The sequence below is a fragment of the Streptomyces sp. HPF1205 genome, assembly GCF_020400825.1.
GTDB lineage: Bacteria > Actinomycetota > Actinomycetes > Streptomycetales > Streptomycetaceae > Actinacidiphila.
The window spans coordinates 36,264-60,046 of the sequence record NZ_JAINVH010000020.1; the positions used below are offsets into that span (position 1 = coordinate 36,264).

Annotated in this window: 23 protein-coding genes; 16 read left to right on the plus strand and 7 right to left on the minus strand. The window is 72.6% G+C overall.

The window, feature by feature from the left end; all coding sequences use genetic code 11:
- Positions 1-2: 2 nt before the first annotated feature.
- Both K7G61_RS22385 and ccsB read left to right on the plus strand, forming a co-directional pair.
- On the plus strand, positions 3-1,922 hold the full coding sequence (locus tag K7G61_RS22385; protein ID WP_225848721.1) for a cytochrome c biogenesis protein ResB: 1,920 nt from the start codon (positions 3-5) through the stop codon (positions 1,920-1,922).
- Positions 1,919-3,016 (plus strand): c-type cytochrome biogenesis protein CcsB, encoded by a 1,098-nt coding sequence (gene ccsB / locus K7G61_RS22390; protein WP_225848722.1) that lies wholly within the window; start codon positions 1,919-1,921, stop codon positions 3,014-3,016. The genes K7G61_RS22385 and ccsB overlap by 4 nt, the downstream gene beginning before the upstream one ends.
- A gap of 91 nt (positions 3,017-3,107) precedes the next feature.
- Here ccsB and K7G61_RS22395 read toward each other — a convergent pair whose 3' ends face one another.
- Positions 3,108-3,473: a PLD nuclease N-terminal domain-containing protein gene (locus tag K7G61_RS22395; RefSeq protein ID WP_308190680.1), complete on the minus strand. Its 366-nt coding sequence runs from the start codon at positions 3,471-3,473 to the stop codon at positions 3,108-3,110.
- A 105-nt stretch (positions 3,474-3,578) separates the two neighbouring features.
- Between K7G61_RS22395 and K7G61_RS22400 the strand changes: the two genes are divergently transcribed.
- Together K7G61_RS22400 and mqnP are read left to right on the plus strand one after the other, a co-directional pair.
- A complete protein-coding gene (locus K7G61_RS22400; RefSeq protein ID WP_225848724.1) occupies positions 3,579-5,033 on the plus strand; it encodes a menaquinone biosynthesis decarboxylase in 1,455 nt (484 codons plus the stop codon).
- On the plus strand, positions 5,030-5,956 hold the full coding sequence (gene mqnP / locus K7G61_RS22405) for a menaquinone biosynthesis prenyltransferase MqnP (protein ID WP_225848725.1): 927 nt from the start codon (positions 5,030-5,032) through the stop codon (positions 5,954-5,956). Before K7G61_RS22400 ends, mqnP begins: the two co-directional genes overlap by 4 nt.
- A gap of 155 nt (positions 5,957-6,111) precedes the next feature.
- Here the strand turns inward: mqnP and K7G61_RS22410 are convergent, their stop codons facing one another.
- Both K7G61_RS22410 and K7G61_RS22415 read right to left on the minus strand, forming a co-directional pair.
- Positions 6,112-7,347 carry a hypothetical protein gene (locus K7G61_RS22410; RefSeq protein WP_225848726.1) on the minus strand — a complete coding sequence of 412 codons (1,236 nt, stop codon included), beginning with the start codon at positions 7,345-7,347 and terminating at the stop codon, positions 6,112-6,114.
- Between the two features lie 280 nt (positions 7,348-7,627).
- Positions 7,628-8,218, minus strand: a complete 591-nt coding sequence (locus K7G61_RS22415) for a rhomboid family intramembrane serine protease (protein WP_225848804.1) — start codon at positions 8,216-8,218, stop codon at positions 7,628-7,630.
- 200 nt (positions 8,219-8,418) lie between these two features.
- Between K7G61_RS22415 and K7G61_RS22420 the strand changes: the two genes are divergently transcribed.
- The 6 genes from K7G61_RS22420 (at position 8,419) to K7G61_RS22445 (ending at position 12,875) form a co-directional block, all read left to right on the plus strand.
- Positions 8,419-9,195: a UbiX family flavin prenyltransferase gene (locus K7G61_RS22420; RefSeq protein WP_263984703.1), complete on the plus strand. Its 777-nt coding sequence runs from the start codon at positions 8,419-8,421 to the stop codon at positions 9,193-9,195.
- A gap of 127 nt (positions 9,196-9,322) precedes the next feature.
- Positions 9,323-9,775 carry an Lrp/AsnC family transcriptional regulator gene (locus K7G61_RS22425; RefSeq protein ID WP_225848727.1) on the plus strand — a complete coding sequence of 151 codons (453 nt, stop codon included), beginning with the start codon at positions 9,323-9,325 and terminating at the stop codon, positions 9,773-9,775.
- Positions 9,776-9,889: 114 nt separating this feature from the next.
- Entirely contained in the window at positions 9,890-11,053 is a 1,164-nt protein-coding gene (gene mqnE / locus K7G61_RS22430; protein WP_225848728.1) for an aminofutalosine synthase MqnE, read from the plus strand.
- Positions 11,054-11,110: 57 nt separating this feature from the next.
- Positions 11,111-11,632 (plus strand): GNAT family N-acetyltransferase, encoded by a 522-nt coding sequence (locus tag K7G61_RS22435; protein WP_225848729.1) that lies wholly within the window; start codon positions 11,111-11,113, stop codon positions 11,630-11,632.
- A 126-nt stretch (positions 11,633-11,758) separates the two neighbouring features.
- Complete coding sequence (locus tag K7G61_RS22440; RefSeq protein ID WP_225848730.1) at positions 11,759-12,076, plus strand: DUF4229 domain-containing protein; 318 nt, start codon at positions 11,759-11,761, stop codon at positions 12,074-12,076.
- Positions 12,077-12,245: 169 nt separating this feature from the next.
- Positions 12,246-12,875, plus strand: a complete 630-nt coding sequence (locus K7G61_RS22445; protein ID WP_225848806.1) for a TetR/AcrR family transcriptional regulator — start codon at positions 12,246-12,248, stop codon at positions 12,873-12,875.
- Positions 12,876-12,983: 108 nt separating this feature from the next.
- Here K7G61_RS22445 and K7G61_RS22450 read toward each other — a convergent pair whose 3' ends face one another.
- Positions 12,984-13,187, minus strand: coding sequence for a cold-shock protein (locus K7G61_RS22450; protein ID WP_167986541.1), 204 nt, complete (start codon positions 13,185-13,187; stop codon positions 12,984-12,986).
- A gap of 275 nt (positions 13,188-13,462) precedes the next feature.
- Between K7G61_RS22450 and K7G61_RS22455 the strand changes: the two genes are divergently transcribed.
- Complete coding sequence (locus K7G61_RS22455) at positions 13,463-14,317, plus strand: menaquinone biosynthetic enzyme MqnA/MqnD family protein (RefSeq protein ID WP_225848731.1); 855 nt, start codon at positions 13,463-13,465, stop codon at positions 14,315-14,317.
- A 23-nt stretch (positions 14,318-14,340) separates the two neighbouring features.
- Here K7G61_RS22455 and K7G61_RS22460 read toward each other — a convergent pair whose 3' ends face one another.
- Positions 14,341-14,754 (minus strand): helix-turn-helix domain-containing protein, encoded by a 414-nt coding sequence (locus K7G61_RS22460; RefSeq protein ID WP_225848732.1) that lies wholly within the window; start codon positions 14,752-14,754, stop codon positions 14,341-14,343.
- 152 nt (positions 14,755-14,906) lie between these two features.
- Here K7G61_RS22460 and K7G61_RS22465 point away from each other — a divergent pair, with 152 nt between their 5' ends.
- From K7G61_RS22465 to K7G61_RS22485, 5 genes are all read left to right on the plus strand, one after another.
- On the plus strand, positions 14,907-15,845 hold the full coding sequence (locus K7G61_RS22465; RefSeq protein ID WP_225848733.1) for an NADP-dependent oxidoreductase: 939 nt from the start codon (positions 14,907-14,909) through the stop codon (positions 15,843-15,845).
- A 136-nt stretch (positions 15,846-15,981) separates the two neighbouring features.
- A complete protein-coding gene (gene mqnC, locus K7G61_RS22470) occupies positions 15,982-17,172 on the plus strand; it encodes a cyclic dehypoxanthinyl futalosine synthase (RefSeq protein WP_225848734.1) in 1,191 nt (396 codons plus the stop codon).
- Between the two features lie 14 nt (positions 17,173-17,186).
- Entirely contained in the window at positions 17,187-17,885 is a 699-nt protein-coding gene (locus K7G61_RS22475; RefSeq protein ID WP_225848735.1) for a demethylmenaquinone methyltransferase, read from the plus strand.
- Between the two features lie 359 nt (positions 17,886-18,244).
- Positions 18,245-19,828 carry a hypothetical protein gene (locus tag K7G61_RS22480; RefSeq protein WP_225848736.1) on the plus strand — a complete coding sequence of 528 codons (1,584 nt, stop codon included), beginning with the start codon at positions 18,245-18,247 and terminating at the stop codon, positions 19,826-19,828.
- A gap of 92 nt (positions 19,829-19,920) precedes the next feature.
- Positions 19,921-21,207 carry a geranylgeranyl reductase family protein gene (locus tag K7G61_RS22485; protein WP_225848737.1) on the plus strand — a complete coding sequence of 429 codons (1,287 nt, stop codon included), beginning with the start codon at positions 19,921-19,923 and terminating at the stop codon, positions 21,205-21,207.
- Positions 21,208-21,290: 83 nt separating this feature from the next.
- On the opposite strand, the gene K7G61_RS22490 is transcribed toward K7G61_RS22485, so the two are convergent.
- Both K7G61_RS22490 and K7G61_RS22495 read right to left on the minus strand, forming a co-directional pair.
- Complete coding sequence (locus K7G61_RS22490) at positions 21,291-21,740, minus strand: TIGR03668 family PPOX class F420-dependent oxidoreductase (RefSeq protein ID WP_225848738.1); 450 nt, start codon at positions 21,738-21,740, stop codon at positions 21,291-21,293.
- A gap of 23 nt (positions 21,741-21,763) precedes the next feature.
- A complete protein-coding gene (locus K7G61_RS22495) occupies positions 21,764-23,626 on the minus strand; it encodes a serine/threonine-protein kinase (protein ID WP_225848739.1) in 1,863 nt (620 codons plus the stop codon).
- Positions 23,627-23,783 lie beyond the last annotated feature (157 nt).

Here is a 23,783-nt window from a genome sequence, read left to right on the forward strand (position 1 = left end):
CCATGAGCATCACGCACAAGACCGGAGACGGTACCGCGCCCGGCGCCGGGACCGGGGCCGGGCACGGCCCGGCCGGGACCGCCGACGACGGCCGCCCCGAGGGCCAGGAACCTTCCGAGGGGCGAGAGGGCAACGACGGCCTGGGGGTGGCCGGCGCGCAGCTCAGCACCGCGCCCGCCGACACCCTGGCCTCGCTGCCCGGCCTGGGCGTGCTGGGCTGGGTGCGCTGGATGTGGCGCCAGCTCACCTCGATGCGGATCGCGCTGATCCTGCTCTTCCTGCTGTCCCTGGCGGCGATCCCCGGCTCGCTGATCCCGCAGCACTCCGACCAGCTCAAGGTCGCCGCCTTCAAGCGGTCGCACCCGACGATCTCCCCGCTGTACGAGCGGCTGGGGATGTTCCACGTCTACAGCTCGCCGTGGTTCTCGGCGGTCTACATCCTGTTGTTCGTCTCGCTGGCCGGCTGCATCGTCCCGCGCACCTGGCAGTTCGTCGGCCAATTGCGGTCCCGGCCGCCGGCCGCCCCGCGCAACCTCACCCGCCTGCCCGCCTACAGCACCTGGCGCACCGACGCCACTCCCGAGCAGGTCGCCGAGGCCGCCCGGCGCGCGCTGCGCGGCCGCCGGTTCCGTACCGCCGCCACCGGCACCTCGGTGGCCGGCGAGAAGGGCTATCTGCGCGAGGCCGGCAACCTGCTCTTCCACATCGCGCTGTTCGCCCTCCTCATCGGCTTCGCCCTGACCTCCCTGAACAACGCCCAGGGCGGCAAGCTGGTCGTCGAGGGCAACTCCTTCGTCAACAACCTCGCCGAGTACGACGACTTCAGTGGCGGCACCCTCTACGGCGCCGACGACCTCAAGCCCTTCGGCTTCCACCTGGACAGCTTCGACCAGAAGTACGCCACGACCGGCCCGGAGAAGGGCACCGCCCGCCTCTTCCGGGCCAACATCCACTACTGGAACGGCGCCGAGGGCAAGCGGACCAAGGGCTCCATCTCCGTCAACCACCCGCTGAGCATCGGCGGCGAGAAGGTCTACCTGATCTCCCACGGCTACGCGCCCGTGGTGACCGTCAAGGACGGTCAGGGCAACGTGGCGTACCAGGGCCCGGTGCCGTTCCTGCCGCAGGACGCCAACCTGACCTCGACGGGTGTGATCAAGGTCCCGGACGCGGTCGGCAAGGACGGGGGACCCGACCAGCTCGGGTTCCGCGGGGTCTTCACCCCGACCTTCGCGCTGGACAAGGTGCGCGGCCCGCACTCGTCCTTCCCCACGCTCGGCTACCCCGCGCTGATCCTCACCGCCTACCACGGCGACCTGGGCATGAACTCGGGCATCCCGCAGAACGTCTACCAGCTCGACACCCAGCGGGCGAAGCAGTTCACGTACCCCGACGGCGGACCGTTCAGCAAGGCGCTGAAGGTCGGCGACACCATGACCCTCCCCAACGGCGCCGGCACCCTGACCTTCGACGGCGTCAAGACGTGGGCCAGCTTCACCGTCTCCCACCAGGCGGGCAACACGCTCGCCCTCGTCGGCGGCGTGGCCGCGATCCTGGGCCTGGCCGGCTCGCTGTTCATCCAGCGCCGCAGGATCTGGGTACGGGCCGAGGCGGGCCCGGGCGGCGCCACCGTGGTCGAGATGGGCGGTCTGGGCCGCAGCGAGTCCGCCCGCATCGCCGACGAACTCGGCGACATCGCCTTCCAGCTCCAGCCGGACGCCCCGGCGAAACCGGAGGACGAGCCGGCGGACGGCCCGGCGGACGGCCCGGCGGACGGCCCGCACGGCGACGACCCCGACGTACCCGGCGACGTCACCGACGAACCGGATGCACCCGACGAATCCGACGAATCTGACGAATCCGACGACGTACCCGTCGATCCCGACGACGACGCAACCCACGACGAAGGAGCCCGCGCGTGAACCTCGCTGCCGCGGTCAACGAGAACTTCGCGAATTACAGCAACTACCTGATTCGCTCGGCGATGTTCGTCTACGCGCTCGCCTTCCTCGCCCACCTGGCCGAGTGGGTCTTCGGCGGCCGCAGCCGGATCGCCGTGCAGTCCGCGGCCCTGGTCACCGAGGCCGCCCCCGCGGCCCCGGCGGCCCAGGCGGGCCCGGAGGTCACGGTGACGACGGCCGCGGGCGGCACCGCCACCCTGGCGCGCCCCAAGGTCGTCACCCGCGCCTCCGCCAGCGACCGCGGCTTCGCGGACGGGCCGGGCGCGGCGGGCGGCAGCGAGAAGGGCGACCTGTACGGCCGGATCGCCATCTCCTTCACGGTCCTGGCCTGGCTGCTGCACCTCGGCGGCGTGGCCTTCCGCTGCGCCTCGGTGCAGCGCGCCCCCTGGGGCAACATGTACGAGTTCTCCACGACCTTCGGCATGGTCGCGGTCGGCGCGTACCTGGTGCTGCTCGCGCTGAAGAAGGACGTGCGCTGGATCGGCCTGTTCCTGACCACGTCGGTCCTGCTGGACCTGGGCCTGGCCCTGTCGGTGCTCTACACCGCCAGCGACCAGCTCGTACCGGCCCTGCACTCGTACTGGCTGTGGATCCACGTGTCCTGCGCGATCATCTCGGGCGCGGTGTTCTACCTGGCGGCCGTCGGCACCCTGCTGTACCTGTTCCGGGACCACTACGAGGTCGCGGTGACCGCGGGGCGGGCGCAGGACAACCGCTGGGGCGACGTCATGCGGCGGCTCCCGGCCGCGGCGACCCTGGACAAGTTCGCGTACCGGATGAACGCGCTGGTCTTCCCGCTGTGGACGTTCACCATCATCGCGGGCGCGATCTGGGCGCAGGCCGCGTGGGGCCACTACTGGGAGTGGGACCCGAAGGAGACCTGGTCGTTCATCACCTGGGTCGCGTACGCGGGCTACCTGCACGCCCGGGCCACCGCGGGCTGGAAGGGCCGCAAGGCCGCCTACCTGGCGCTGATCGCCTTCGCCTGCTTCCTGTTCAACTACTACGGCGTGAACATCTTCGTCACCGGCAAGCACTCCTACGCCGGGGTCTGAGCGCCCGGCCGGCGCCCGGCCGTCCCCGCCGACCGGCATGGACGGCCGGGTGGCCGGGTAGCCGGGCGGCCGGGCGGTGTGCGTTGCCGCCTCAGTCGTTGTCCGGCGCGGTGCCGTCCTGCCCCCGCTTGCGCTTCTCGATCCGCTCGGCCAGCGACCGCAGGAACTCCGGGTTGTCGTCGGGGGCGATCCACTCGCCCGCCGGGATCGGCTCGCCCACGGCGGGACCCAGCCGGTACGAGCGGTGCCACTCCGAGGGCGTCGCGCCGCCGGCCACCACGGGCAGGCGCCGCTTGCCCAGGACCAGCCACGCCAGCGGGCCGACCACCACCTCGCCCAGCAGGATCACGATCAGCAGCCACACCACTTTGGGCAGGCCGCGCACCTGCGAAGGCGGCGTGCCCACGCAGTCCACGAGGGCGTATATCCACAGCGCGACCAGCAGCAGGTACGGCATGGACCGCAGCATGAGCAGACCCCCCAGATTGCCTTTCCTTCGAACCCGTCCAAGCCTAACCAGGGCGTCGCGTGGGCGGCGCGGGCGGGATGCGACACTGACCCCATGGCTTACGACGACCTCCGCTCCCTGCTGCGGGCACTGGAGAAGGACCGCGACCTGGTGCGCGTGAAAGCCGAGGTCGACCCCTATCTGGAGGTCGGCGAGATCACCGACCGGGTCAACAAGGCCGGCGGTCCCGCGCTGCTGTTCGAGAACGTGAAGGGCTCGGTCGCGCCGCTGGCGATGAACGTGTACGGGACCGACCGCCGCCTGCTCAAGGCGCTGGGCCTGTCCTCGTACGACGAGATCGGCGAGAAGATCGCCGGGCTGCTCAAGCCGGAACTGCCGCACGGCTTCGTCGGGGTGCGCGAGGCGTTCGGGAAGCTGGCCGGCATGGTGCACGTGCCGCCGAAGAAGGTGAAGGACGGCCCGGTGCAGGAGGTCGTGCGCACCGGGGACGACGTCGACCTGGACGAGCTGCCCGCGCTGTTCACCTGGCCGCAGGACGGCGGGTCCTTCTTCAATCTCGGCCTGACCCACACCAAGGACCCCGAGAGCGGCGTACGCAATCTCGGCCTGTACCGGCTGCAGCGGCACGACCGTCGCACCATCGGCATGCACTGGCAGATCCACAAGGACAGCCGCAACCACTACCAGGTGGCCGCCCGCAGGGGCGAACGGCTGCCGGTCGCCATCGCCTTCGGCTGCCCGCCGGCCGTCACGTACGCGGCCACCGCCCCGCTGCCCGGCGACATCGACGAGTACCTCTTCGCCGGCTTCGTCCAGGGCAGGCGGGTGGAGATGGTCGACTGCAGGACGGTGCCGCTGCAGGTGCCCGCGAACGCCGAGGTGGTGCTGGAGGGCTGGCTGGAGCCCGGCAAGACGCTGCCCGAGGGGCCGTTCGGCGATCACACGGGCTTCTACACCCCGCGCGAACCGTTCCCCGCGCTGACCGTCGACTGCGTGACCATGCGCAAGCGGCCGCTGTTCCAGTCGATCGTGGTGGGCCGGCCGCCCACCGAGGACGGGCCGCTGGGCCGGGCCACCGAGCGCTTCTTCCTGCCGCTGCTGAAGATCATCGTCCCGGACATCGTGGACTACCACCTGCCCGAGGCGGGCGGCTTCCACAACTGCGCGATCGTCTCGATCGACAAGAAGTACCCCAAGCACGCCCAGAAGGTGATGCACGCCGTCTGGGGCGCCCACATGATGTCGCTCACCAAGCTGATCGTCGTGGTCGACGCCGACTGCGACGTGCACGACCTGCACGAGGTCGCCTGGCGGGCACTGGGCAACACCGACTACTCCCGCGACCTGTCCGTGGTCGAGGGCCCGGTCGATCACCTGGACCATGCCTCCTACCAGCAGTTCTGGGGCGGCAAGGCGGGCATCGACGCCACGCGCAAACTGCCCGAGGAGGGCTACACGCGCGACGGCGGCTGGCCGGAGATGGTGCTGTCCGATCCGGAGACCCGGGACCGGGTCACCCGACGCTGGAAGGAGTACGGCCTTTCATGAGTGCCGAGTCCGCGAGTCACGAAGTGTTCCGGCCCGCTCCCCGGCCCGACGGCGGCCGGGTGCGCGCCTTCCTGCGGCTCGTCATGATCGAGCACTCGGTCTTCGCGCTGCCGTTCGCCTACATCGCGGCGCTGACCGCGATGAACAGGGACGACGGCCAGGTGCACTGGGGCGAACTCCTGCTGGTCACGGTGGCGATGGTGGGTCTGCGGACCTTCGCCATGGCGTGCAACCGGATCATCGACCGGGAGATCGACGCGCGCAATCCCCGTACCGCCCACCGGGAACTGGTCACCGGGGCGGTGTCGGTGCGCTCGGCGTGGACCGGCGCGCTCGTCGCCCTCGCGGTGTTCCTGGGCGCCGCGGCGCTGCTCAACCCGCTGTGCCTGGCGCTGGCGCCGGTCGCCGCGGTGCCGATGGTGGTCTACCCGTACGGGAAGCGGTTCACGAACTTCCCGCACGCGATCCTCGGGCTGGCGCAGGCGATGGGCCCGATCGGGGCGTGGCTGGCGGTGACCGGGAGCTGGTCGTGGGACGCGGTGATCCTCGGCCTCGCCGTCGGCGTGTGGATCGGCGGCTTCGACCTGATCTACGCCAGCCAGGACGTGGCCGCCGACCGGGCGCACGGCGTGAAGTCGGTCCCGGCCCGCTTCGGCATCCCGGGCGCGCTGTACGGGGCCCGGGCCTGCCACGCCGTCACCACCGGCCTGCTGATCTGGTACGGGGCCGCCACCGGCGCCGGGGCCTTCTGGTGGGTGGGCGTCGCGATCGTGGTCGGCGCGTTCGGCTACGAGCACTCGATCGTCCGGCCGGACGACCTGTCCCGGGTGAACCGGGCGTTCTTCACGGTGAACGGCGTCATCGGGATCACGCTGTTCGTGTTCGCGCTCGCCGACCTGATCGCGCGCGGCCTGGGCGTGTGAGGCCCGGGGGTCCGGGGCTTCGGCGTGTGACGCCCGGGGGTCCGGGGGCCGTGGGTCCGAGGCCCGGGGGTCCGAGGGCCGGGTGTGAGGGGCCGCGTGCGACCGGACGGCGGGGCCGCCGCGGCGGGGCCGCGGCGGCCGGGGTGCCGTGCCGGCTAGTTGAGGCCGGAGTAGCTGGCGTCGGACGGACCGTTCGGCATGTTCTGCATGATCATGCCGATGATGTCCTGCGGGTTGAGCTGGTCGGCACCGGCCGGGACGTCCAGCGAGTCGGCGCTGTTGTCGATGGTGAGGGTGACCGGCAGCTTCTTGCCGTTCGCCTGGTCGTCGAGCTGTTCGAGGTCGAAGGTGACGGCGGAGACGTGGCCGCTCTTGACCGACACGTCGAAGGCGATGGTGCGGTTGGGCACGCCGCTGGTGTCGTTGAAGTTGTTCAGGTCGGACTGGCTGATGTTCGGGATCTGCTTGAGGATCGGGGTCAGATCGGTCGCCAGGTCCTTCGCGAGCTTGCGGGCGGGCACGGTCACCCGGACCACGCTCGCGCCGTCCTTCTTGCCGACGTCCTTGTAGGTGGCGTCCTTGTTGTTGAGGATGTCCTGCTTCAGCACGGCGAGGAGCCGGCCGCCGTCGATCTTCGGCATCTGGCCGTTCAGCGCGCCGCCCAGCGGGGAGCCGGAGGAGTCGCCCGAACCGAAGCCGGAGGCCCCGTTCTTCTGGGCCATCGACTTGGCGAAGTCCGTCCACGCCTTGGGGTCGAGGACGACCCACTGGCCGTTCAGGGCGGCCTTCACGGCGTGCAGCGACGACGGGAGCTGCTGGGCGTTGCCCAGGAACTGGTTGAACTCCCGCAGGTCCGAGGCCGCGTTGGGGGAGGTGTCCAGCTTCTCCAGTCCCTTGACGTCGGCCCGCAGGTAGAGCTTGTTGTCGAGCCCCCGCATCTCGATGAGGTTGCTCTTGCCGTCCGGGTCGTTGGACAGCGCGAAGGCGAACCGCCCGCCGGACGCGCCGGAGCGGGACTTCAGCAGGCTGAACTGCTTCTGCGTGCTGGCCGACATGCTCACGTGCAGCGACGCCACCATCTTGGCGTCGTCCCTGGTGAAGCCGCTGTTGGAGTCACCGCTGGTGAAGGCGGCGTAGATCTGGTCGGGCGTCGCGTCGAAGGACAGCCCGACCGTGGCGGACTTCTGCTCGCCCAGCTTGGTCACGGCCTTCTGGACCTTGGCCTGGGGCGTGGCCTGGGCCGTCCCGCATGCGGCGGAGCCGGCGGCTATGAGGGCCACAACGCCGGCGGCAGCGAGGCCCTTGCGCTTGGTGATGATGACGAACTCCTTGGACGCGTTGCGCGGATATGCGGGAAACGGATCGACGGTCGGGGGCGGTCGTAACGCCACGCACCGGCATCCGGCCGACACGAGCGTATCTGTGCGCGGTCTATGAGTTCCCGGGGGTTTCCCGGACGCCGGACGTGGCGGCCGGTTGCCGGATCCCGGAAGTGGTACCTATTGCGACGACTTGGACCCCCCGGTGGTTGCACGCTCCGGGCACAGCGTGCGTAACGGTACGGTCGCGGCCCGCGGTTGGGCGCCGGCCGGCGGGTGGGCGCGACGGCCGAGGGGCGGGCGCGACGGCCGAGGGCGGGCGGTGGCAGGCCGGCGCTCGGCGGCCGGGCGGTCAGCGCGCGGCGGGGGTCCCGGGGGTGCGCTCGCGGAAGAGGAAGGCCGCGGCCACCCCGCCCAGCAGGCCGAAGAGGTGGCCCTGCCAGGACACGCCGGTCGCACTCGGCAGCACACCCCACAGGATGGAGCCGTAGAGGACGCCGACGAGCAGGCCCACCACGATGTCCAGCGCCCGCCGGTCCACGAAGCCGCGTACCAGCAGGTAGCCGAACAGGCCGAATATCACCCCGGAGGCGCCCGCGGTGTTCGTGTGCGCGGGCGCGACCAGCCATACCCCCAGGCCGCCGATGACCATGACGGTCAGGCAGACCATCAGGAAGCGGGCTATGCCGCGCAGGGCGGCGATGAAGCCGAGCACCAGCAGCGGCAGGGTGTTGGACGCCACGTGCCCGAACCCGAAGTGGGTGAACGCCGAGGGGACGATGTCCACCAGCTCGCCGGGCCTGCGCGGCTCGATGCCCAGGCTGTCCAGGCGGTGGCCCGACACCACGTCGACGACTTCCAGTGCCCACAGCAGCGCGACCCACGACACCATCAGCACGGCGGCGGCGGTGACCCGCCCGCTCGCGCGCAAGGGGGCCAGCATCAGGTCGCCCACGCCGGTCCGCCGCCTGGCGGTCTGTCCGAGTGTCACCGTGCCCTCACCGTGCCCCCCTGTGGCCCGTCCCCCCACCTGCCCCTCACCGCTTCCAACGCCCCCGCCCGCGCGTCGGTTCCCGGCCCGGCCCGGGTTAGGCTCGACGGCGTGCACGGGACGACGCGGGCGGTACGGGCGGTACGGGCGGCATGGACGGCGTGAGCGGCGGGAACGGGGGCGCGCGGGCGCACCGCGCCGCCGCGGTGAGCGCCCCTGCGCCCTGGGTGGTCGGGGTGTCCGGTGCCTCGGGCACGCCGTACGCCGCGGCCGTCCTGCGGGCGCTGCTGCGGGCGGGCGAGCGCGTCGACCTGGTGATCAGCCGGGCGGCCCGCCTGACGCTGCTGGACGAGACGGGGGCGCCCTTCCGCGACGCCCACTGGCGCGAGGACCTGGCCCGCTGGCTTGCCCGCGGCGCCGACGGCTCACCGGACGCCTTCGCCGCCGAGCAGTTCGACCTTTCGGCGGTACGGCACTGGCCGGCCGGCGACCTGGCGGCCGGGCCGTCCTCCGGCTCGTACCCGACCAAGGGCATGCTGATCGTTCCGGCGAGCACCGCGTGCGTGGCCGGGGTGGCGCTGGGCCTGTCGAAGGACCTGCTGCAGCGGGCCGCGAGCGTCACTCTCAAGGAGCGCAAGGCCCTGGTGGTGGTGGTCCGCGAGACCCCGCTGACCGGCCAGACGCTGCGCCACCTGGTCGCCCTCGACGACGCGGGCGCGGTGGTGCTGCCGGCCTCGCCCGCCTTCTACGCGGGCGCCACCGGCGCGCAGGACCTGGTGGACTTCGTCGCGGGCCGGACGCTGGACGCGGCGGGCGTGCCGCACAAGCTCTACCGCCGCTGGACCGGCGACCTCGGCGGCGGTCTCGGCGGCGGCCCCGGCACGGACACCGGCACCGGCCCCGGCGGCCCGGGCGCGGACCGCCCGTAGCGCTCCACAAAGGCCCGAACGGTCCGGTGGCCCCCGTACAGACAGATGCGCAGGGCACGGACCCGTTCATGCCTTAGATTCGAGACCGGACAGCGCAGTCGCGGCACGAACGGGAGGGTCCAGGCAGATGGACGCGGTGGACAGGCAGCTCATCCAGGCCTTGCGTGAGAACGGCCGCGCGTCGTACGCGGAGCTGGGCCGGCTCGTGGGCCTGTCCGGCCCGAGCGTCACCGACCGCATCAACCGGCTCGAACAGGCCGGGGTGATCACCGGCTACCGGGCCACCGTCGCCCCGGCGGCCCTCGGCCTGGGCGTGACCGCGCTGGTCGGCCTGCAGCTCTCCGACGCCGCCGACCACGAGGACGTGGCCCGCAGGCTGCGCGACCTGGACGAGATCGAGGACTGCTGGTTCATCGCGGGCGACGACTCGTACATGCTCAAGGTGCGGGTCGGGGACGTGGACGGCCTGGAGCACACCATCCGCCGGCTGTCGGGCACGAAGGGCGTGGCGCGCACCCGTACCACGATCGTGCTGTCCACCAAGTGGGAGAACCGGGTGGGGGAGCTGCCGGGGGACTGACCCCGGGGGCGTAGTGTCGAAAGGTCCGAACGGTTTGAGCGGGCCACGCGGTCGTACGGTCCGCGGTGGCCGGGTCCGCACGAGCATGAGTACGTACGTCGTGGGAGGCGCGCAATGGACGCTGGGCTCAAGCGCGAGCTGGAGGAGAAGGTCCGCTCGGGGGAGCGGCTGTCCCGTGCGGACGGCATCGCCCTGTACGAGTCCGACGACCTGGCCTGGCTGGGCGGGCTGGCCCACCTCGTGCGGACACGGAAGAACGGCGACGTCGTCCACTTCAACGTCAACCGCCACCTCAACATGACGAACGTGTGCACCGCGTCCTGCGCGTACTGCTCCTTCCAGCGCAAGCCGGGCGAGAAGGACGCGTACACCATGCGCATCGAGGAGGCGGTACGGCTGGCCAAGGCGATGGAGGGGGAGAACCTCACCGAGCTGCACATCGTCAACGGCCTGCACCCGACGCTGCCGTGGCGGTACTACCCGCGGTCGCTGCGGGCGCTGAAGGAGGCGCTGCCGCAGGTGTCGCTGAAGGCGTTCACGGCCACCGAGATCCACCACTTCGAGACGATCTCCGGCCTGTCCGCCTCCGAGATCCTGGACGAGCTGATCGACGCCGGCCTGGAGTCGCTGACCGGCGGCGGCGCCGAGATCTTCGACTGGGAGGTCCGGCAGCACATCGTGGACCACCGCACCCACTGGGAGGACTGGTCCCGCATCCACCGGCTCGCCCACTCCAAGGGCCTCAAGACGCCCTGCACCATGCTCTACGGCCACATCGAGGAGCCCCGCCACCGCGTGGACCACGTGCTGCGGCTGCGCGAACTGCAGGACGAGACCGGGGGTTTCCAGGTCTTCATCCCGCTGCGCTACCAGCACGACTTCGTGGACATGAAGGACGGCAAGGTCCGCAACACCCTCCAGGCGCGCACCTCCATGGCCACCGGGGCCGAGGCGCTGAAGACCTTCGCGGTCTCCCGGCTGCTGTTCGACAACGTTCCGCACGTGAAGGTGTTCTGGGTGATGCACGGCCTGTCCACCGCCCAACTGGCCCTCAACCACGGCGCGGACGACATGGACGGCTCGGTGGTCGAGTACAAGATCACCCACGACGCGGACTCCTTCGGCACGCCCAACAAGCTGACCAGGGAGGACATCCTGGAGCTGATCCGGGACGCCGGCTTCCGCCCGGTCGAGCGCAACACGCGGTACGAGATCATCCGCGAGTACCCCGGCCCCGACGCCTCCCGCCGGGACACGCCGCAGGCCATGAGGGTGTGACCGGCGCGACAGCGAAAGGGTTCGGGCGCGTCGGGGCGTAATGAATAGCATGCACTCATGCCCCTTACGTGCGAGCTCGATCCGGTGATCGACGACGAGGTGTACGACGGCGTCCTCGCGCTGTGGACCGACGTGTCCAACGCGGGCGGCGCCGTCGGCTTCGTCCCGCCCGTCACCCCCGACGACATCCGCCCGTCCCTGGAGCACGCCATCGCCGAGGTCCGGGCCGGCGGCCGCCGGCTGGTGCTCGGCCGCGACGACGAGGGACGCGTCGCCGCGACCGCGTTCCTCGCGTACAACACCCACCGGCTGATGCGGCACTGGATCTGGCTCTACACGGTGATGGTCCACCCCGCACACCAGGGCAAGGGGTACGGCCGCACCCTGATGGCCGCCGTCGAGGCCGCGGCCCGCGCCCTGCCCGGCATCGAGGCGATACGCCTCACCTGCCGCGGCGGCACCGGCGCCGACCGCTTCTACACGGCCTGCGGCTACAAAGAGGTCGGCCGCGTCCCCTCCGCGATACGGGTGGCCCCGGGCGACGACCGGGACGACGTCATCATGCTGATGATGTTGTGAACTGCCGCCCTCCGGCCGCCGGGGCCCGGGGTACGGGGAACGCCGGGCGCCGGGTCGGCCTTGTGGTGAAGGGTCCGGTTCGGACCCGGGGGACCGGGGCGGGGCGCTCCGTGCTTCACTGGTTGCATGTTCCGTTACACCGCACTGCGCTTCGGCCTCGTCGTCGCCAGCTTCGGCGTCATCTGGGGGCTGGTCCGGCTGCGGGTGCTGCCGGCCGGGCTCGGCGACTCGAACTACCTGTGGGTCGCGCTGCTGGCGCTCGTCGTCTCCGCGCCGCTGAGCTGGGTGCTGCTGCGCGGCGCCCGGGAGCAGGCGGCGCTCACCGTGTCCGAGAGGGTCGACCGCACCCGGCGCAACCTGATGGCCAGCGCCGGCCAGGAGGACGAGGCGGACGACGCCTCGCGCGACTCCGCCTCCCACGGCGGCGAGCCGCACACCGCCTGACGTACGGCTCTCCCGCCCGTCGCCCGCCTACCCGTCCGTACCCCTGCGGGGCCCCGCGGCGGCGCCGGGCCACCCCGTAGGCTACCCACGCGGGCCCAAGGCGAGGGGAGGCGTGGCCGACGTGGCGGTGCAGGGCAAGCGGGTGCCTCGGGCGGTACGCGAGCAGCAGATGCTGGACGCGGCCGTCGCGATCTTCGCGCGGCGGGGGTACCGGGCCGCGTCGATGGACGAGATCGCCGTCGCGGCGGGCGTCAGCAAACCGCTCGTGTACCTCTACCTGAACTCCAAGGACGAGCTGTTCACCGCGTGCATCCGGCGTGAGGCCGAGGCGCTCAAGGCGGCCGTGCGGGCCGCCGTCGAGCCCGGCGCGCCCGCCGACCGCCAGTTGTGGAGCGGCCTGCTCGGCTTCTTCGAGCACACCGCCGCCCACCCGGACGGCTGGAGCATCCTCTACGCCCAGGCGCGCACGGTCGGCGAGCCGTTCGCCGACGAGGTCGCCGCCATGCGGGCCGAGATGGTCCGCTTCGTCACCGGCCTGATCGCGGCCGCCGCCCGCGACGCGGACTGCGGCGACGACACGGCGCTCGCCGGCCGCGAGGTCGCCGCGCTGGCCAACGCCCTGGTCGGCGCCGCCGAATCCCTCGCCGGCTGGGCCCCCTCGGCCTCCCGGCCGCCCACCCCGCGCGACACCGCCGCGACCTTGATGAACTTCGCCTGGTCGGGCCTGGACAACCTGATGCGCGGCGAACGGTGGGCTGCGCCCGCAGCGCCCACGGTTTCCACCGCACCCACGGCCTGACCGCGGGCGGTGAACGCAAAGGCAGGGGCCCCGCACACGGTGCGGGGCCCCTTGGTATTACAGGTTCTGGACGCGATGACCGCGCCGCTTTTCCGTAACCAGTCGTGACTAGTTGGGGGTGACGTTCTCCGCCTGCGGACCCTTCGGGCCCTGCGTGACGTCGAAGGTCACGGCCTGGTTCTCCTCAAGGGAGCGGAAGCCGGACGCGTTGATCGCGGAGTAGTGAACGAAGACATCCGGGCCGCCGCCGTCCTGGGCGATGAAGCCGAAGCCCTTTTCAGCGTTGAACCACTTGACGGTTCCGGTAGCCATAAAGCCCTCCTTGGGCCCAAAGGGTTGCCCTGCTCCAGAACCTGCTACTGCCGAGTCTGAAAACTACAAAAGCCTGCGGGTTACATGCTCCGCAGGCTTTGTACTGCAAGGAAACCAAACTGCAACTTGCTTTGAGCCTAGCATGGCCGCCCTCAGCCGGGGAAGACCGCGATGATCTCTTTCCCGCGGCGCGTCGCCGGCCCGCCGTGGGCCCGGGCTCGCCCGGGCGGACCCCTCCACCGGCCGGGGGTACGGGCAGGAGTAGCGTCCGCCATATGGACACATCCGCGCAGGAAGACGGCAGCCCGGTCCGGCCCCGCGTGGGCCACATCCAGTTCCTGAACTGCGTCCCGCTGTACTGGGGCCTGGCCAGGACCGGCTCGCTGCTGGACCTGGAGCTGACCAAGGACACGCCCGAGAAGCTGAGCGCTCAGCTCGTCGAGGGGGCCCTGGACATCGGTCCCGTCACCCTCATGGAGTACCTGCGGCACGCCGACGAGCTCGTCGCCCTGTCCGACATCGCGGTCGGCTGCGACGGGCCGGTGATGTCGTGCGTGATCGTCAGCCAGGTCCCGCTGGAGCGCCTCGACGGCGAGCGGGTGGCCCTGGGCTCGACCAGCCGCACCTCCGTACGCCTGGCCGAGCTGCTGCTCACCGAGCGGTACGGGGTCCGGCCCGACTACTACCGCTGCCCGCCCGACCTGGCGGTGATGATGAACGAGGCCCAGGCCGCCGTCCTGATCGGCGACGCGGCCCTGCGCGCCTCCCTGCACGACGCGCCTCGCCTGGGGCTGCGGGTGCACGACCTCGGGCAGATGTGGAAGGACTGGACCGGCCTGCCGTTCGTCTTCGCCGTGTGGGCGGTGCGCCGCGACTACCTCGCCGCCCACCCGCAGGCCGTACGGGACGTGCACCGCGCCTTCCTGGCCTCCCGCGACCTGTCCCTCGAAGAGGTCGACAAGGTGGCCGAGCAGGCCGCCCGCTGGGAGTCGTTCGACGAGGAGGTGCTGCGGCGCTACTTCACCACCCTCGACTTCTCCCTCGGCCCGCGCCAGCTCACCGGCATCGCCGAGTTCTCCGGCCGGGTCGGCTTCCCCCCGTCGGTGCGGGTGGAGCTGCTGACCCCGTAGGTCCGCCGCGGGCGGGGGCGCCCTCAGCCGGTGACGGGCCGCGGCTCCCGCGCGGCCCGGGCGTCGTAGGCGTCGCGCGCGTCCAGGATCTCGTCGATGTGCTCCTCGGACCACACCCGGATGCCGCTGAGCAGGTCGGTGACGCTCGCCCCGAGCGGCGTGGCCGCGTACTCCACGCGCGGCGGGATCGTCGGGTAGACCGTACGGGTGACCAGCCCGTCACGCTCCAGGGTGCGCAGGGTCTGGGTGAGCATCTTCTGGGTGATGCCGTCCAGGCGCCGGCGCAGCGCCCCGAAGCGCACCGGACCGCCGGACAGGGCCCCCATGACCAGCAGGGTCCACTTGTTCGCGAGGACGTCCAGGACCTGACGGGACGGGCAGGCAGCGAGGTAGGCGTCGGCGCCGCCGTGAAAGCGCAAGTCGGAGGTAGTACCCATGAGGTACCTATATACCCTCCACGTGCCTTCTACCCAAGGGGTACCGCCCGATCCGAGGATGGAGCCGTTCCCGAGAGGGACCGTCCGCTTCGTCCGGCGGCGTCCGCTCCCTTCAGCGGCGCCCGCCCCTTCCGGCAAGGAGAACCCCGGCCATGCGCGCGATCACCCAGAACACCTTCGGCGGCCCCGAGGTCCTGGAGGTCACCGACCTGCCCGTGCCCGACCTGGGACCCGGCCGTGTGCTGGTCCGGGTCAAGGCCGCCGGCGTCAACCCGATCGAGCTGTTCATCCGCTCCGGAGCCTTCCCGCTGCTGGGCGAGCCGCCGTTCGTCCTCGGCTGGGACCTCTCGGGGGTGGTCGAGCGGGTCGAGCCGGGTGTGCACCGCTTCAAGGAGGGCGACGAGGTGTACGGCCTCCCGCTGTTCCCCCTCGCCGCCGGCGCCTACGCGGAGTACGTGTCCGCCCCCGCCCGCCAGCTCGCCCGCAAGCCCGCCGGCATCAGCCACGAGGAGGCCGCCGCCCTCCCGCTGGTCGGCCTCACCGCCTGGCAGGCGTTCGCCGAGATCGCGGAGCTGCGGCCGGGGCAGCGGGTCCTCGTCCACGGCGCGGGCGGCGGCCTCGGCCACGTCGCCGTACAGCTCGCCAAGCACATGGGCGCCCAGGTCGTCGGCACGGCGAGCGCGGGCAAGCACGAGTTCCTGCGCGGCCTGGGCGCCGACCGGCTCATCGATCACCGGACGGCGGACTACGCCGAGGTGCTGCGCGACGACCCCGTGGACGTCGTGCTGGAGACCCTCGGCGGGGGCCACGCCGAGCGCTCCTTCACCATCCTGCGCCCCGGCGGCCTGCTCATCACCGCCGTCGAGCGGACCAGCACCACCCTGCCCGGCCTGGCCGCCGAGGCCGGGGTCCGCTTCGCGCCGCTCGGCGTGGAGCCCGACGCGGCCGGCCTGGAATCCCTCACCGCCCTCGTCGAGGCGGGCCGCCTGCGCCCGTACCTCCAGGAGGTCCTCCCGCTGGAGCAGGCGGCCAAGGCGCACGAGATCGTGGCGACCGGGTCGGTGCGGGGCAAGGTCGTGCTGTCGGTGTGAGGGCGGCCCGGGGGCGTGCGGCTGGACGTGCGGCGGCGTGTGCGGCTGGGCGTGCGGCGGGAACCCGCCGCCGACCGCCGGCCGGGGGCGGGCGTAGTCTGTGCTGGTCCGCCCAGCGAGCGTGAAGGGACCCCCGGTGAGCGACCTCCAAGCCGTGCTCGACCGTGCCGCCCAGGGTGGGCGGATCAGCCCCGAGGAGGCGCTGGAGCTCTACCGCGACGCGCCGCTGCACGCGCTGGGGGCCGCCGCCGACGCGGCCAGGCGCCGCCGGTACGCGGGCACGGAACACATCGCCACGTACATCATCGAACGGAACATCAACTACACGAACGTGTGCGTGACGGCGTGCAAGTTCTGCGCCTTCTACGCTGCGCCCAAGGACGAGGCCAAGGGCTGGGTCCGGGACCTGGACGACATCCTGCGGCGGTGCGCGCAGACCGTGGAGCTCGGCGGGACGCAGATCATGTTCCAGGGCGGCCACCACCCGGACTTCGGGGTCGAGTACTACGAGAAGCACTTCGCGGCCATCAAGAAGGAGTTCCCGCAGCTCGTCATCCACTCCCTCGGCGCCTCCGAGGTCGAGCACATGTCGCGGATCTCCGGGGTGAGCGCCGAGGAGGCCATCCGCCGCATCCACGCCGCCGGACTCGACTCCTTCGCCGGGGCCGGCGCGGAACTGCTGCCCGAGCGGCCGCGCAAGGCCATCGCACCGCTGAAGGAGTCCGGCGAGCGGTGGCTGGAGATCATGGAGACCGCCCACAACCTGGGCGTGGAGTCCACCTCCACCATGCTGATGGGCACCGGCGAGACCAACGCCGAGCGGATCGAGCACCTGCGGATGATCCGCGACGTGCAGGACCGCACCGGCGGCTTCCGCGCCTTCATCCCGTACACCTACCAGCCGGAGAACAACCACCTGCGGGGCCGCACGCAGGCCACGCTCTTCGAGTACCTGCGGATGATCGCCGTCGCCCGGCTGTTCCTGGACAACGTCGCCCACATCCAGGGCTCCTGGCTCACCACCGGCAAGGAGGTGGGCCAGCTCTCCCTGCACTACGGCGCCGACGACCTGGGCTCGGTGATGCTGGAGGAGAACGTCGTCTCCTCGGCCGGCGCCCGGCACCGCTCCAACCGCATGGAGCTGATCCACCTGATCCGCACCGCCGGCCGCGTCCCGGCCCAGCGGGCCACCACCTACGAGCACCTCGTCGTGCACGACGATCCGGCCAACGACCCGGTCGACGACCAGGTCGTCTCCCACCTGTCGTCCACGGCTATCGAGGGCGGCACCGCCCACCCCGAACTGAAGCTCCTGGACGCGCGCTGACTAGGGTGGGCCCCGTGACCCGAGCCTCCCTGGACAAGCGCCCCAAGGACGTCGCCGCGATGTTCGACGGCGTCGCGGAGAAGTACGACCTGACCAACGACGTGCTCTCGCTGGGCCAGACCCGGCTGTGGCGGCGCGCGGTCGCCCAGGCGCTGGGCGTACGGCCGGGGGAGCGGGTGCTGGACCTCGGCGCCGGCACCGGCACGTCCTCGCTGCCGTTCGCCGCGGCGGGCGGCAGCGTGGTGCCGTGCGACTTCTCCCTGGGCATGCTCGCGCAGGGCAAGAAGCGCCACCCCGAACTGCCGCTGACGGCGGCGGACGCGACCCGGCTGCCGTTCGCCGACGGCGTGTTCGACGCGGCCGCCATCTCCTTCGCGCTGCGCAACGTGCACGACCCGGACGCCGCCCTGCGCGAGATGCGCCGGGTGGTACGCCCCGGCGGCCGGCTCGTCGTCTGCGAGTTCAGCCACCCCACCATGAAGCCGCTGCGCACCGTCTACACCGAGTACCTGATGCGGGCGCTGCCCCCGGTGGCCACCGCGGTCAGCAGCAACCCGGACGCGTACGTCTACCTCGCCGAGTCCATCCGCGCCTGGCCCGACCAGCGCGCCCTGGCCGCCCGCATCAAGACCGCCGGCTGGGCCTCGGTCGCCTGGCGCAACCTGACCGGCGGCATCGTGGCACTCCACCGGGGCACGAAGCCGGCGGCCTAGCAGGGCCCGCGCGGCCCGCGCCGCCCGCGTCCCGCGAGGGACGGAACGGGATCGCCGCGGGGGGCTTGGCGGAGGGGTCAATTCCGGTGCCGGGGGCGGGAACTGGGCGCCTAAGCTGCGGTGTCTGTGGGGAGGACGGTTCCCCCCGACACCCTGGAGTTGCCCCGATGCCGTTCTGCCCCGCGTGCGGGAATCCGGTCTCCGATGCCGCGGACGTACGCTTTTGCGCGCGGTGCGGAAGGGAGTTGCCGCGTGGGGCGGGCGGGAGCGGGACACCACCAGCCGTACCGCCGCCTCCCGCCGCTCCTCCCGTGCGGGCGTACGCGCCCACCGCCCACGTGCCCGTTCCCGCCGGTCCCGTGTCCCGGACCGGGCCCTCGCCCGTCGGCGCGTTCGCGCGGCGGGTCGTCGGCGGGCGCTGGGACTGGCCGGCCCTCGCGGCCGGCGTGCCCGCGCTGGCGGTCGGCGCGCTGGCCGTGCTGATCGGCGTGGTCACCGGGCACACCCTGCCTCGTTCGGGCGTCGGCTGGTGGGCCAGGACCCGGCTCGCGCTGGCCCTGCTCGTCCAGGGGCTGGGCGGCAGCCTGCGGATCTCCGAGCCGTCCCCCGCCGTCTACGGCGGCTCCTACGACTCGCTCAGCGGCAGCGGCAGCGACGGCACGGACGGCACCGATGGCACCGACGGCTTCGGGGACTCCGGCACCGACTTCAGCCACTTCGGCGGCTCCGGCGGCTCGGACGGTTACGACGGGGGCTCCGACGGTTACGACGGCGGCTCCGACGGCTACGACGGCGGTACGGGGAGCTTCGGCGGACTCGGCGGCGGCCACTCCTCGTCCGGGCACCGCGTCCACGAGACGCTGTCCGTGATGCCGCTGAGCGTCACCCTGCTGTGGATCGGGCTGATGGTCGTCGTCCTGCGGGCGGCCCGCAAGCGGCAGGCGGGGCCCGAGGCGGCGGTGCGGGTGACCGTTCTCGCCACCGCCGCCGCGCTGGTCCTCGCGCTGATCGGGCAGGTGCACATGAGGGGTTCCGACGTCTCCGGCGGCCCGTTCCTCGTCGCCGTCGGTGCCTTCCTCATCAGCCTGGCGACCTCGCTCGCCGTCCTGGCCGGGCCCGGCCTCGCCGGCCGGCTCGCCGCGCGGCCCGCGCTCGCGGCGGGCTACCGCGTCCTGCGCGCGGCCGTGCGCGCGCTGCTGGCCGCGGTCCTGCTGTCCGGCCTGGTCTGCCTGGTCGTGACGGCCTGCTACTACGACGACGTGACCGGATGGGGCCTCGCCGCGGCCGCGCTCCTGCTGCCCAACCTCGGTGTGTCCGGCCTGAGTCTGGGCTGGGGCGGCCCGCTGGTGCTCCGCACGCGGGTATGGGGCGACAGGACCGTGCACCGCACGCTGGGGCTGTCGGACCTCGGCCATGTCTGGGGCGGCTGGGGCCTGGTGCTCGCGGTCGGCACGGGGCTGGTGTGCGCCCTGCTGATCGGCCGGACGGCACTGCGGTCGCGGAACCGGCTGGAGCAGTTCGCGGTCGCCGGGGTGTTCACGGCGCTGTTCGCCGGGCTGGCGGCGCTCGCCGGTGTCGCGACGAGCGGAATCGTCGGCCAGGGCGGCCTCATGGCGGGCAGCGCCGCGCACTCCTCGGTGTCGTCCGACGTCCCGAAGGCGCTGCTGTTCGGCCTGCTGTGGTCGGTCGGCGGCGTGCTCGTGACCTGGTACGCGGCTAAGGCGGCGGGCCGGCCCACCCCGGCCCCGTACGTTCCGGCCCCGCGCACCCGGGCCCCGGCTCCGTACGGGCACGCGTACTCCTACCCGCCGGGCGTCCCCCCGGTCCCGCCGCCCGGGCACGCCCCCGGCCCCGTACCGCCGCAGCCCTCGGAACCGCCCGTCATGGACCTGGGTATCGTGCAACCGGACCGGCTGAGCGAGAAGCCGCCACGTCAGGAGTGATCGGCCGACGGGCGTTTCATAGACTCGGCACAAGCCGTGCCGCTCCCGGGGCACCCCGGGCGGCGCCCCTCGCCGATACGGGAGAGCCCACCGTGACCGACACCGCCTTGTCCGAGCGCAGCGCCGACGTGATCGTCGTCGGTGCGGGGCCCGCCGGTTCGACCACCGCGTACTACCTGGCCAAGGCCGGTCTGGACGTCCTGCTGCTGGAGAAGACCGCCTTCCCGCGCGAGAAGGTGTGCGGCGACGGGCTCACCCCGCGTGCCACCAAGCAGCTCGTGGCGATGGGCATCGACGTCTCCGAGGAGGCGGGCTGGCTGCGCAACAAGGGCCTGCGCATCATCAGCGGCGGCAACCGGCTGCTGCTGGACTGGCCGGAGCTGGCCGCGTACCCGGACTACGGACTGGTCCGCAAGCGCGAGGACTTCGACGAACTCCTCGCCCAGCAGGCGGTGAAGGCGGGCGCGCGGCTGTACGAGCGGTGCAACGTGGCCGAGCCGCTGCTCGACGAGCGCACCGGCCGCATCACCGGCGTGCGCGCCAAGCTCGGCGAGGAGAAGGCGCCCGCCGCCTTCTACGCGCCGCTGGTGGTCGCCGCCGACGGCAACTCCACCCGGCTGTCGCTGGCCATGGGGCTGCACCGGCGCGAGGACCGGCCGATGGGCGTGGCCGTGCGCACGTACTTCACCAGCCCGCGGCACGACGACGACTACCTGGAGTCCTGGCTGGAGCTGTGGGACCGGCGCGGGCCGCAGGCACGCCAACTCCCCGGCTACGGCTGGATCTTCGGCATGGGCGACGGCACCTCCAACGTGGGCCTGGGCATCCTCGACTCCTCCGCCGCCTTCCGGGAGCTGGACTGGCGCGAGGTGCTCAGGACCTGGGTGGCGTCCATGCCCGAGGACTGGGGCTTCACCCCGGAGAACATGACCGGGCCGATCCGCGGCGCGGCCCTGCCGATGGCGTTCAACCGCCAGCCGCACTACACCCGCGGCCTGCTGCTGGTGGGCGACGCGGGCGGCCTGATCAACCCCTTCAACGGCGAGGGCATCGCCTACGCGATGGAGTCCGGCGCCATCGCCGCCGACGTCATCACCCAGGCGCACGCCCGGGCCACCGACGCCAAGCGCGAACTGGCCCTGAACGCCTACCCGAAGATCCTCAAGGACACCTACGGCGGCTACTACACGCTGGGCCGCGCCTTCGTGAAGCTGATCGGCAACCCGAAGGTCCTCCAGATGTGCACCCAGCGCGGCCTGACCCACCCGGTCCTGATGCGGTTCGCCCTCAAGCTCCTGGCCAACCTCACGGACCCCACGGGCGGCGACGCGATGGACCGCATCATCAACGGCCTGACCAGGATCACCCCGAACGCCTGACCCGCCGTACGCCCGAGCCGCCGTACGCCCGACCCGCCGAGCGCCGAGCGCCGAGCGCTGACCCGCCCGGCCGTCCCCGCGGTTCAGCCCGCGTACGACCAGCCGCTCCACCGGGTCACCCGGATCACCACGACCGGGCCGGTGGGCGGCTGCCGCGCGTACTGCGGGTACTTCGCGGTCAGCAGGCGTACGGCGGGGTGTACGGCGGGGCCGCCGCCCGGGTCGTCCCCGCCCCGCGCCGCGGGTGCCCCGACCCGCGCCTCGCCGTCCGCCCGCGCCCACCACAGAGCGGTCCAGTCGTCGTCGTAGTGGTCCACGAGCAGCGCGACCCGCGGGTTCTCCCGGATGTTGGCGATCCGGCGCAGCTCGGCCCCCGACTTGGACTTGCGGTCGACGGCGAAGCAGAGCGTGTCGCCGTCGGCGGCGAAGGTCACGGGCACGAGGTGCGGCCGGCCGTCCGCGGAGGCGGTGGCCAGCCGCGCGACGGGCGCGGCCAAGAAGCGGCGGCGCGCTTCTGCCGGACTGAGCTTCATAGCGGCGACGGTAGCCGGGCGGGTCAGTCCGTGGGCGGGATGGCGTTGCGCCAGACGGTGATGTCGACGACGGCGTAGGTGCTGGGCTCGCTGCTCTTCGAGGAGCGCCGGAAGGTGATCAGGGCGACGGCGCTGTCGGTGCTCGCGCAGATCTGCGAGCCGGCCGACAGCCGGGCCGCGTCGACCTGCGTGGTGTAGCGGGTGTCCTTGAGGCAGGTGTCGAGGGAGCCCGTCTCGCCGCCGTCGAGCAGGACGAGTTTCCGCGTGTTCGTGGCGAAGCGGCAGCCGGGGTCGATCTCCGTGGTGCAGTAGTAGAAGAAGTCGTCGTCGAGGCCCTTGGCGGGTTTGAGGTCGGCGTCGCCGAAGGCCACGTGGTACTCGTCGGCGAGCTCGACTCCGGGGTGCCGCTCGGGCGTGGGCGCGGGCGGGGTGCGGCTCCCGGAGCCGCTGCCGGTGGAGGACGGCGCGGGTGCCGACGTGCCGGTGCCGCCGCCGGTCCTCGACGCGTTGTCGTCCTTGCCGCCGCCGCTGAGGGCGTTGAGCACGGCGCCGAGGATGCCCAGGGCCACGATCACCCCGACCACGGCCAGCACGACCGGCCCGCGCCGGCTCCGGCGCGGCGGGGGACCCGCCCACCCCTGCGGCCGCTGCTGCTGGTACGGCGGGTACGGTCCGCCGGTCCGTACCGGCTGGTGCGGCGGCCGCTGGTACTGCGGCGGCCCGGGGACGGGCGCTGCGTGCTGGGTGGGCCGGTAGTGCTGGGGCGGTACGGAGCCGGGCGGCGGAGTGGGCGCGGGCGGCGGCGCGAACCCGGGCGGGGGCGTGCGCGGGGCCGTCTGCGTCGGCTGGTGATGCGGCTGCGCGGGCTGCCGCGGTTGCCCGGGCGCGGCGTACTGGGCGGGCGCGGCGTGCGGTGCCGGCGCCGCCTGCTGGGTGGGCCGGTACGTCGCCGGGGCGTCGGGCGCGGTGGGGAGCTGGGCCGGGAGCGCGTGGCGCTGCGGGATGTCCGCCGCGATCGCGCTCGGCAGCCACTGGTCGGGGCGGCGCAACTGCGTCTCGTCGGACGCCTCCTGGCACATGGCGACGATCCGGGCGAGGGACGGGCGCCGGGCCGGGTCCTTGTCCAGGCAGCCGGTGACCAGGGGCCTGAGCCGCTCGGGCAGGGCGGACAGGTCGGGCTCCTCGTGGACGATCCGGTACAGCACGGCGTGGGAGGGGCCGTCGCCGTAGGCGGGGGAGCCCAGGGCCGCGTAGGCGGCGACCTGACCGAGGGCGAAGACGTCGGTCGCCGGGGTGATCTCACGGCCGGCGGCCTGCTCGGGCGCCATGAACGCCGGAGTGCCGATGGTGACACCGCTGTCGGTCAGCGCGGTGGAGTCGGCGGCGCGGGCGATGCCGAAGTCGATGACGCGCGGCCCGTCGGCGGCCAGCAGTACGTTGGACGGCTTCAGGTCGCGGTGCACGAGCCCGGCGGCGTGCACCCCCTGGAGCGCCTCGGCGATGCCCGCGACGAGGAGCAGCACCGTGGGCAGCGGCAGCGGCCCGTGCTCGGCCACCGCGGCGGACAGCGTCGGTCCCTGGACGAACGCGGTGGCCAGCCACGGGCGTGCGCCCTCCGCGTCACTGTCGATGACGGGCGCGGTGTAGAGGCCGTGCACCCGCTGGGCGGCCTGCACCTCCTGGCGGAAGCGGCGCCGGAACTCGGGGTCCTCGGCGAACTCCGGGCGGATCACCTTGACGGCGACCGGCCGCCCGGCCGGGGTGTACGACAGGTACACCTTGCCCATTCCGCCGGCCCCGAGCCGGGCCGTCAGCCGGTAGCGGCCGGCCTCGGCCGGGTCGTCCGCGTCGAGTGGCTGGAAAACCCCGCCGGACTCCGTGCTCATGTCGTACCGCCCCGTTCCCCCGTAGTCGCCGACAGCGCCACGGAGATTACCGTGAGCATTCGGGAAACCGCCCACCGCGCCGGGGTAACGCGACCGGATCCGCACAGGATCGTGGCGCGACCGCCACAAAACGCCGACCGGGTGGGGGATGCCGCCG

Excerpts from the sequence above, each read along its gene's own strand:
- K7G61_RS22385 (WP_225848721.1), top strand. The coding sequence starts at position 3 with ATGAGCATCACGCACAAGACCGGAGACGGTACCGCGCCCGGCGCCGGG.
- K7G61_RS22395 (WP_308190680.1), bottom strand. The coding sequence starts at position 3,473 with ATGCCGTACCTGCTGCTGGTCGCGCTGTGGATATACGCCCTCGTGGAC.
- K7G61_RS22400 (WP_225848724.1), top strand. The coding sequence starts at position 3,579 with ATGGCTTACGACGACCTCCGCTCCCTGCTGCGGGCACTGGAGAAGGAC.
- mqnP (WP_225848725.1), top strand. The coding sequence starts at position 5,030 with ATGAGTGCCGAGTCCGCGAGTCACGAAGTGTTCCGGCCCGCTCCCCGG.
- K7G61_RS22415 (WP_225848804.1), bottom strand. The coding sequence starts at position 8,218 with ATGCTGGCCCCCTTGCGCGCGAGCGGGCGGGTCACCGCCGCCGCCGTG.
- K7G61_RS22420 (WP_263984703.1), top strand. The coding sequence starts at position 8,419 with ATGGACGGCGTGAGCGGCGGGAACGGGGGCGCGCGGGCGCACCGCGCC.
- K7G61_RS22425 (WP_225848727.1), top strand. The coding sequence starts at position 9,323 with ATGGACGCGGTGGACAGGCAGCTCATCCAGGCCTTGCGTGAGAACGGC.
- mqnE (WP_225848728.1), top strand. The coding sequence starts at position 9,890 with ATGGACGCTGGGCTCAAGCGCGAGCTGGAGGAGAAGGTCCGCTCGGGG.
- K7G61_RS22435 (WP_225848729.1), top strand. The coding sequence starts at position 11,111 with ATGCCCCTTACGTGCGAGCTCGATCCGGTGATCGACGACGAGGTGTAC.
- K7G61_RS22440 (WP_225848730.1), top strand. The coding sequence starts at position 11,759 with ATGTTCCGTTACACCGCACTGCGCTTCGGCCTCGTCGTCGCCAGCTTC.
- K7G61_RS22445 (WP_225848806.1), top strand. The coding sequence starts at position 12,246 with ATGCTGGACGCGGCCGTCGCGATCTTCGCGCGGCGGGGGTACCGGGCC.
- K7G61_RS22450 (WP_167986541.1), bottom strand. The coding sequence starts at position 13,187 with ATGGCTACCGGAACCGTCAAGTGGTTCAACGCTGAAAAGGGCTTCGGC.
- K7G61_RS22455 (WP_225848731.1), top strand. The coding sequence starts at position 13,463 with ATGGACACATCCGCGCAGGAAGACGGCAGCCCGGTCCGGCCCCGCGTG.
- K7G61_RS22460 (WP_225848732.1), bottom strand. The coding sequence starts at position 14,754 with ATGGGTACTACCTCCGACTTGCGCTTTCACGGCGGCGCCGACGCCTAC.
- K7G61_RS22465 (WP_225848733.1), top strand. The coding sequence starts at position 14,907 with ATGCGCGCGATCACCCAGAACACCTTCGGCGGCCCCGAGGTCCTGGAG.
- K7G61_RS22490 (WP_225848738.1), bottom strand. The coding sequence starts at position 21,740 with ATGAAGCTCAGTCCGGCAGAAGCGCGCCGCCGCTTCTTGGCCGCGCCC.
- K7G61_RS22495 (WP_225848739.1), bottom strand. The coding sequence starts at position 23,626 with ATGAGCACGGAGTCCGGCGGGGTTTTCCAGCCACTCGACGCGGACGAC.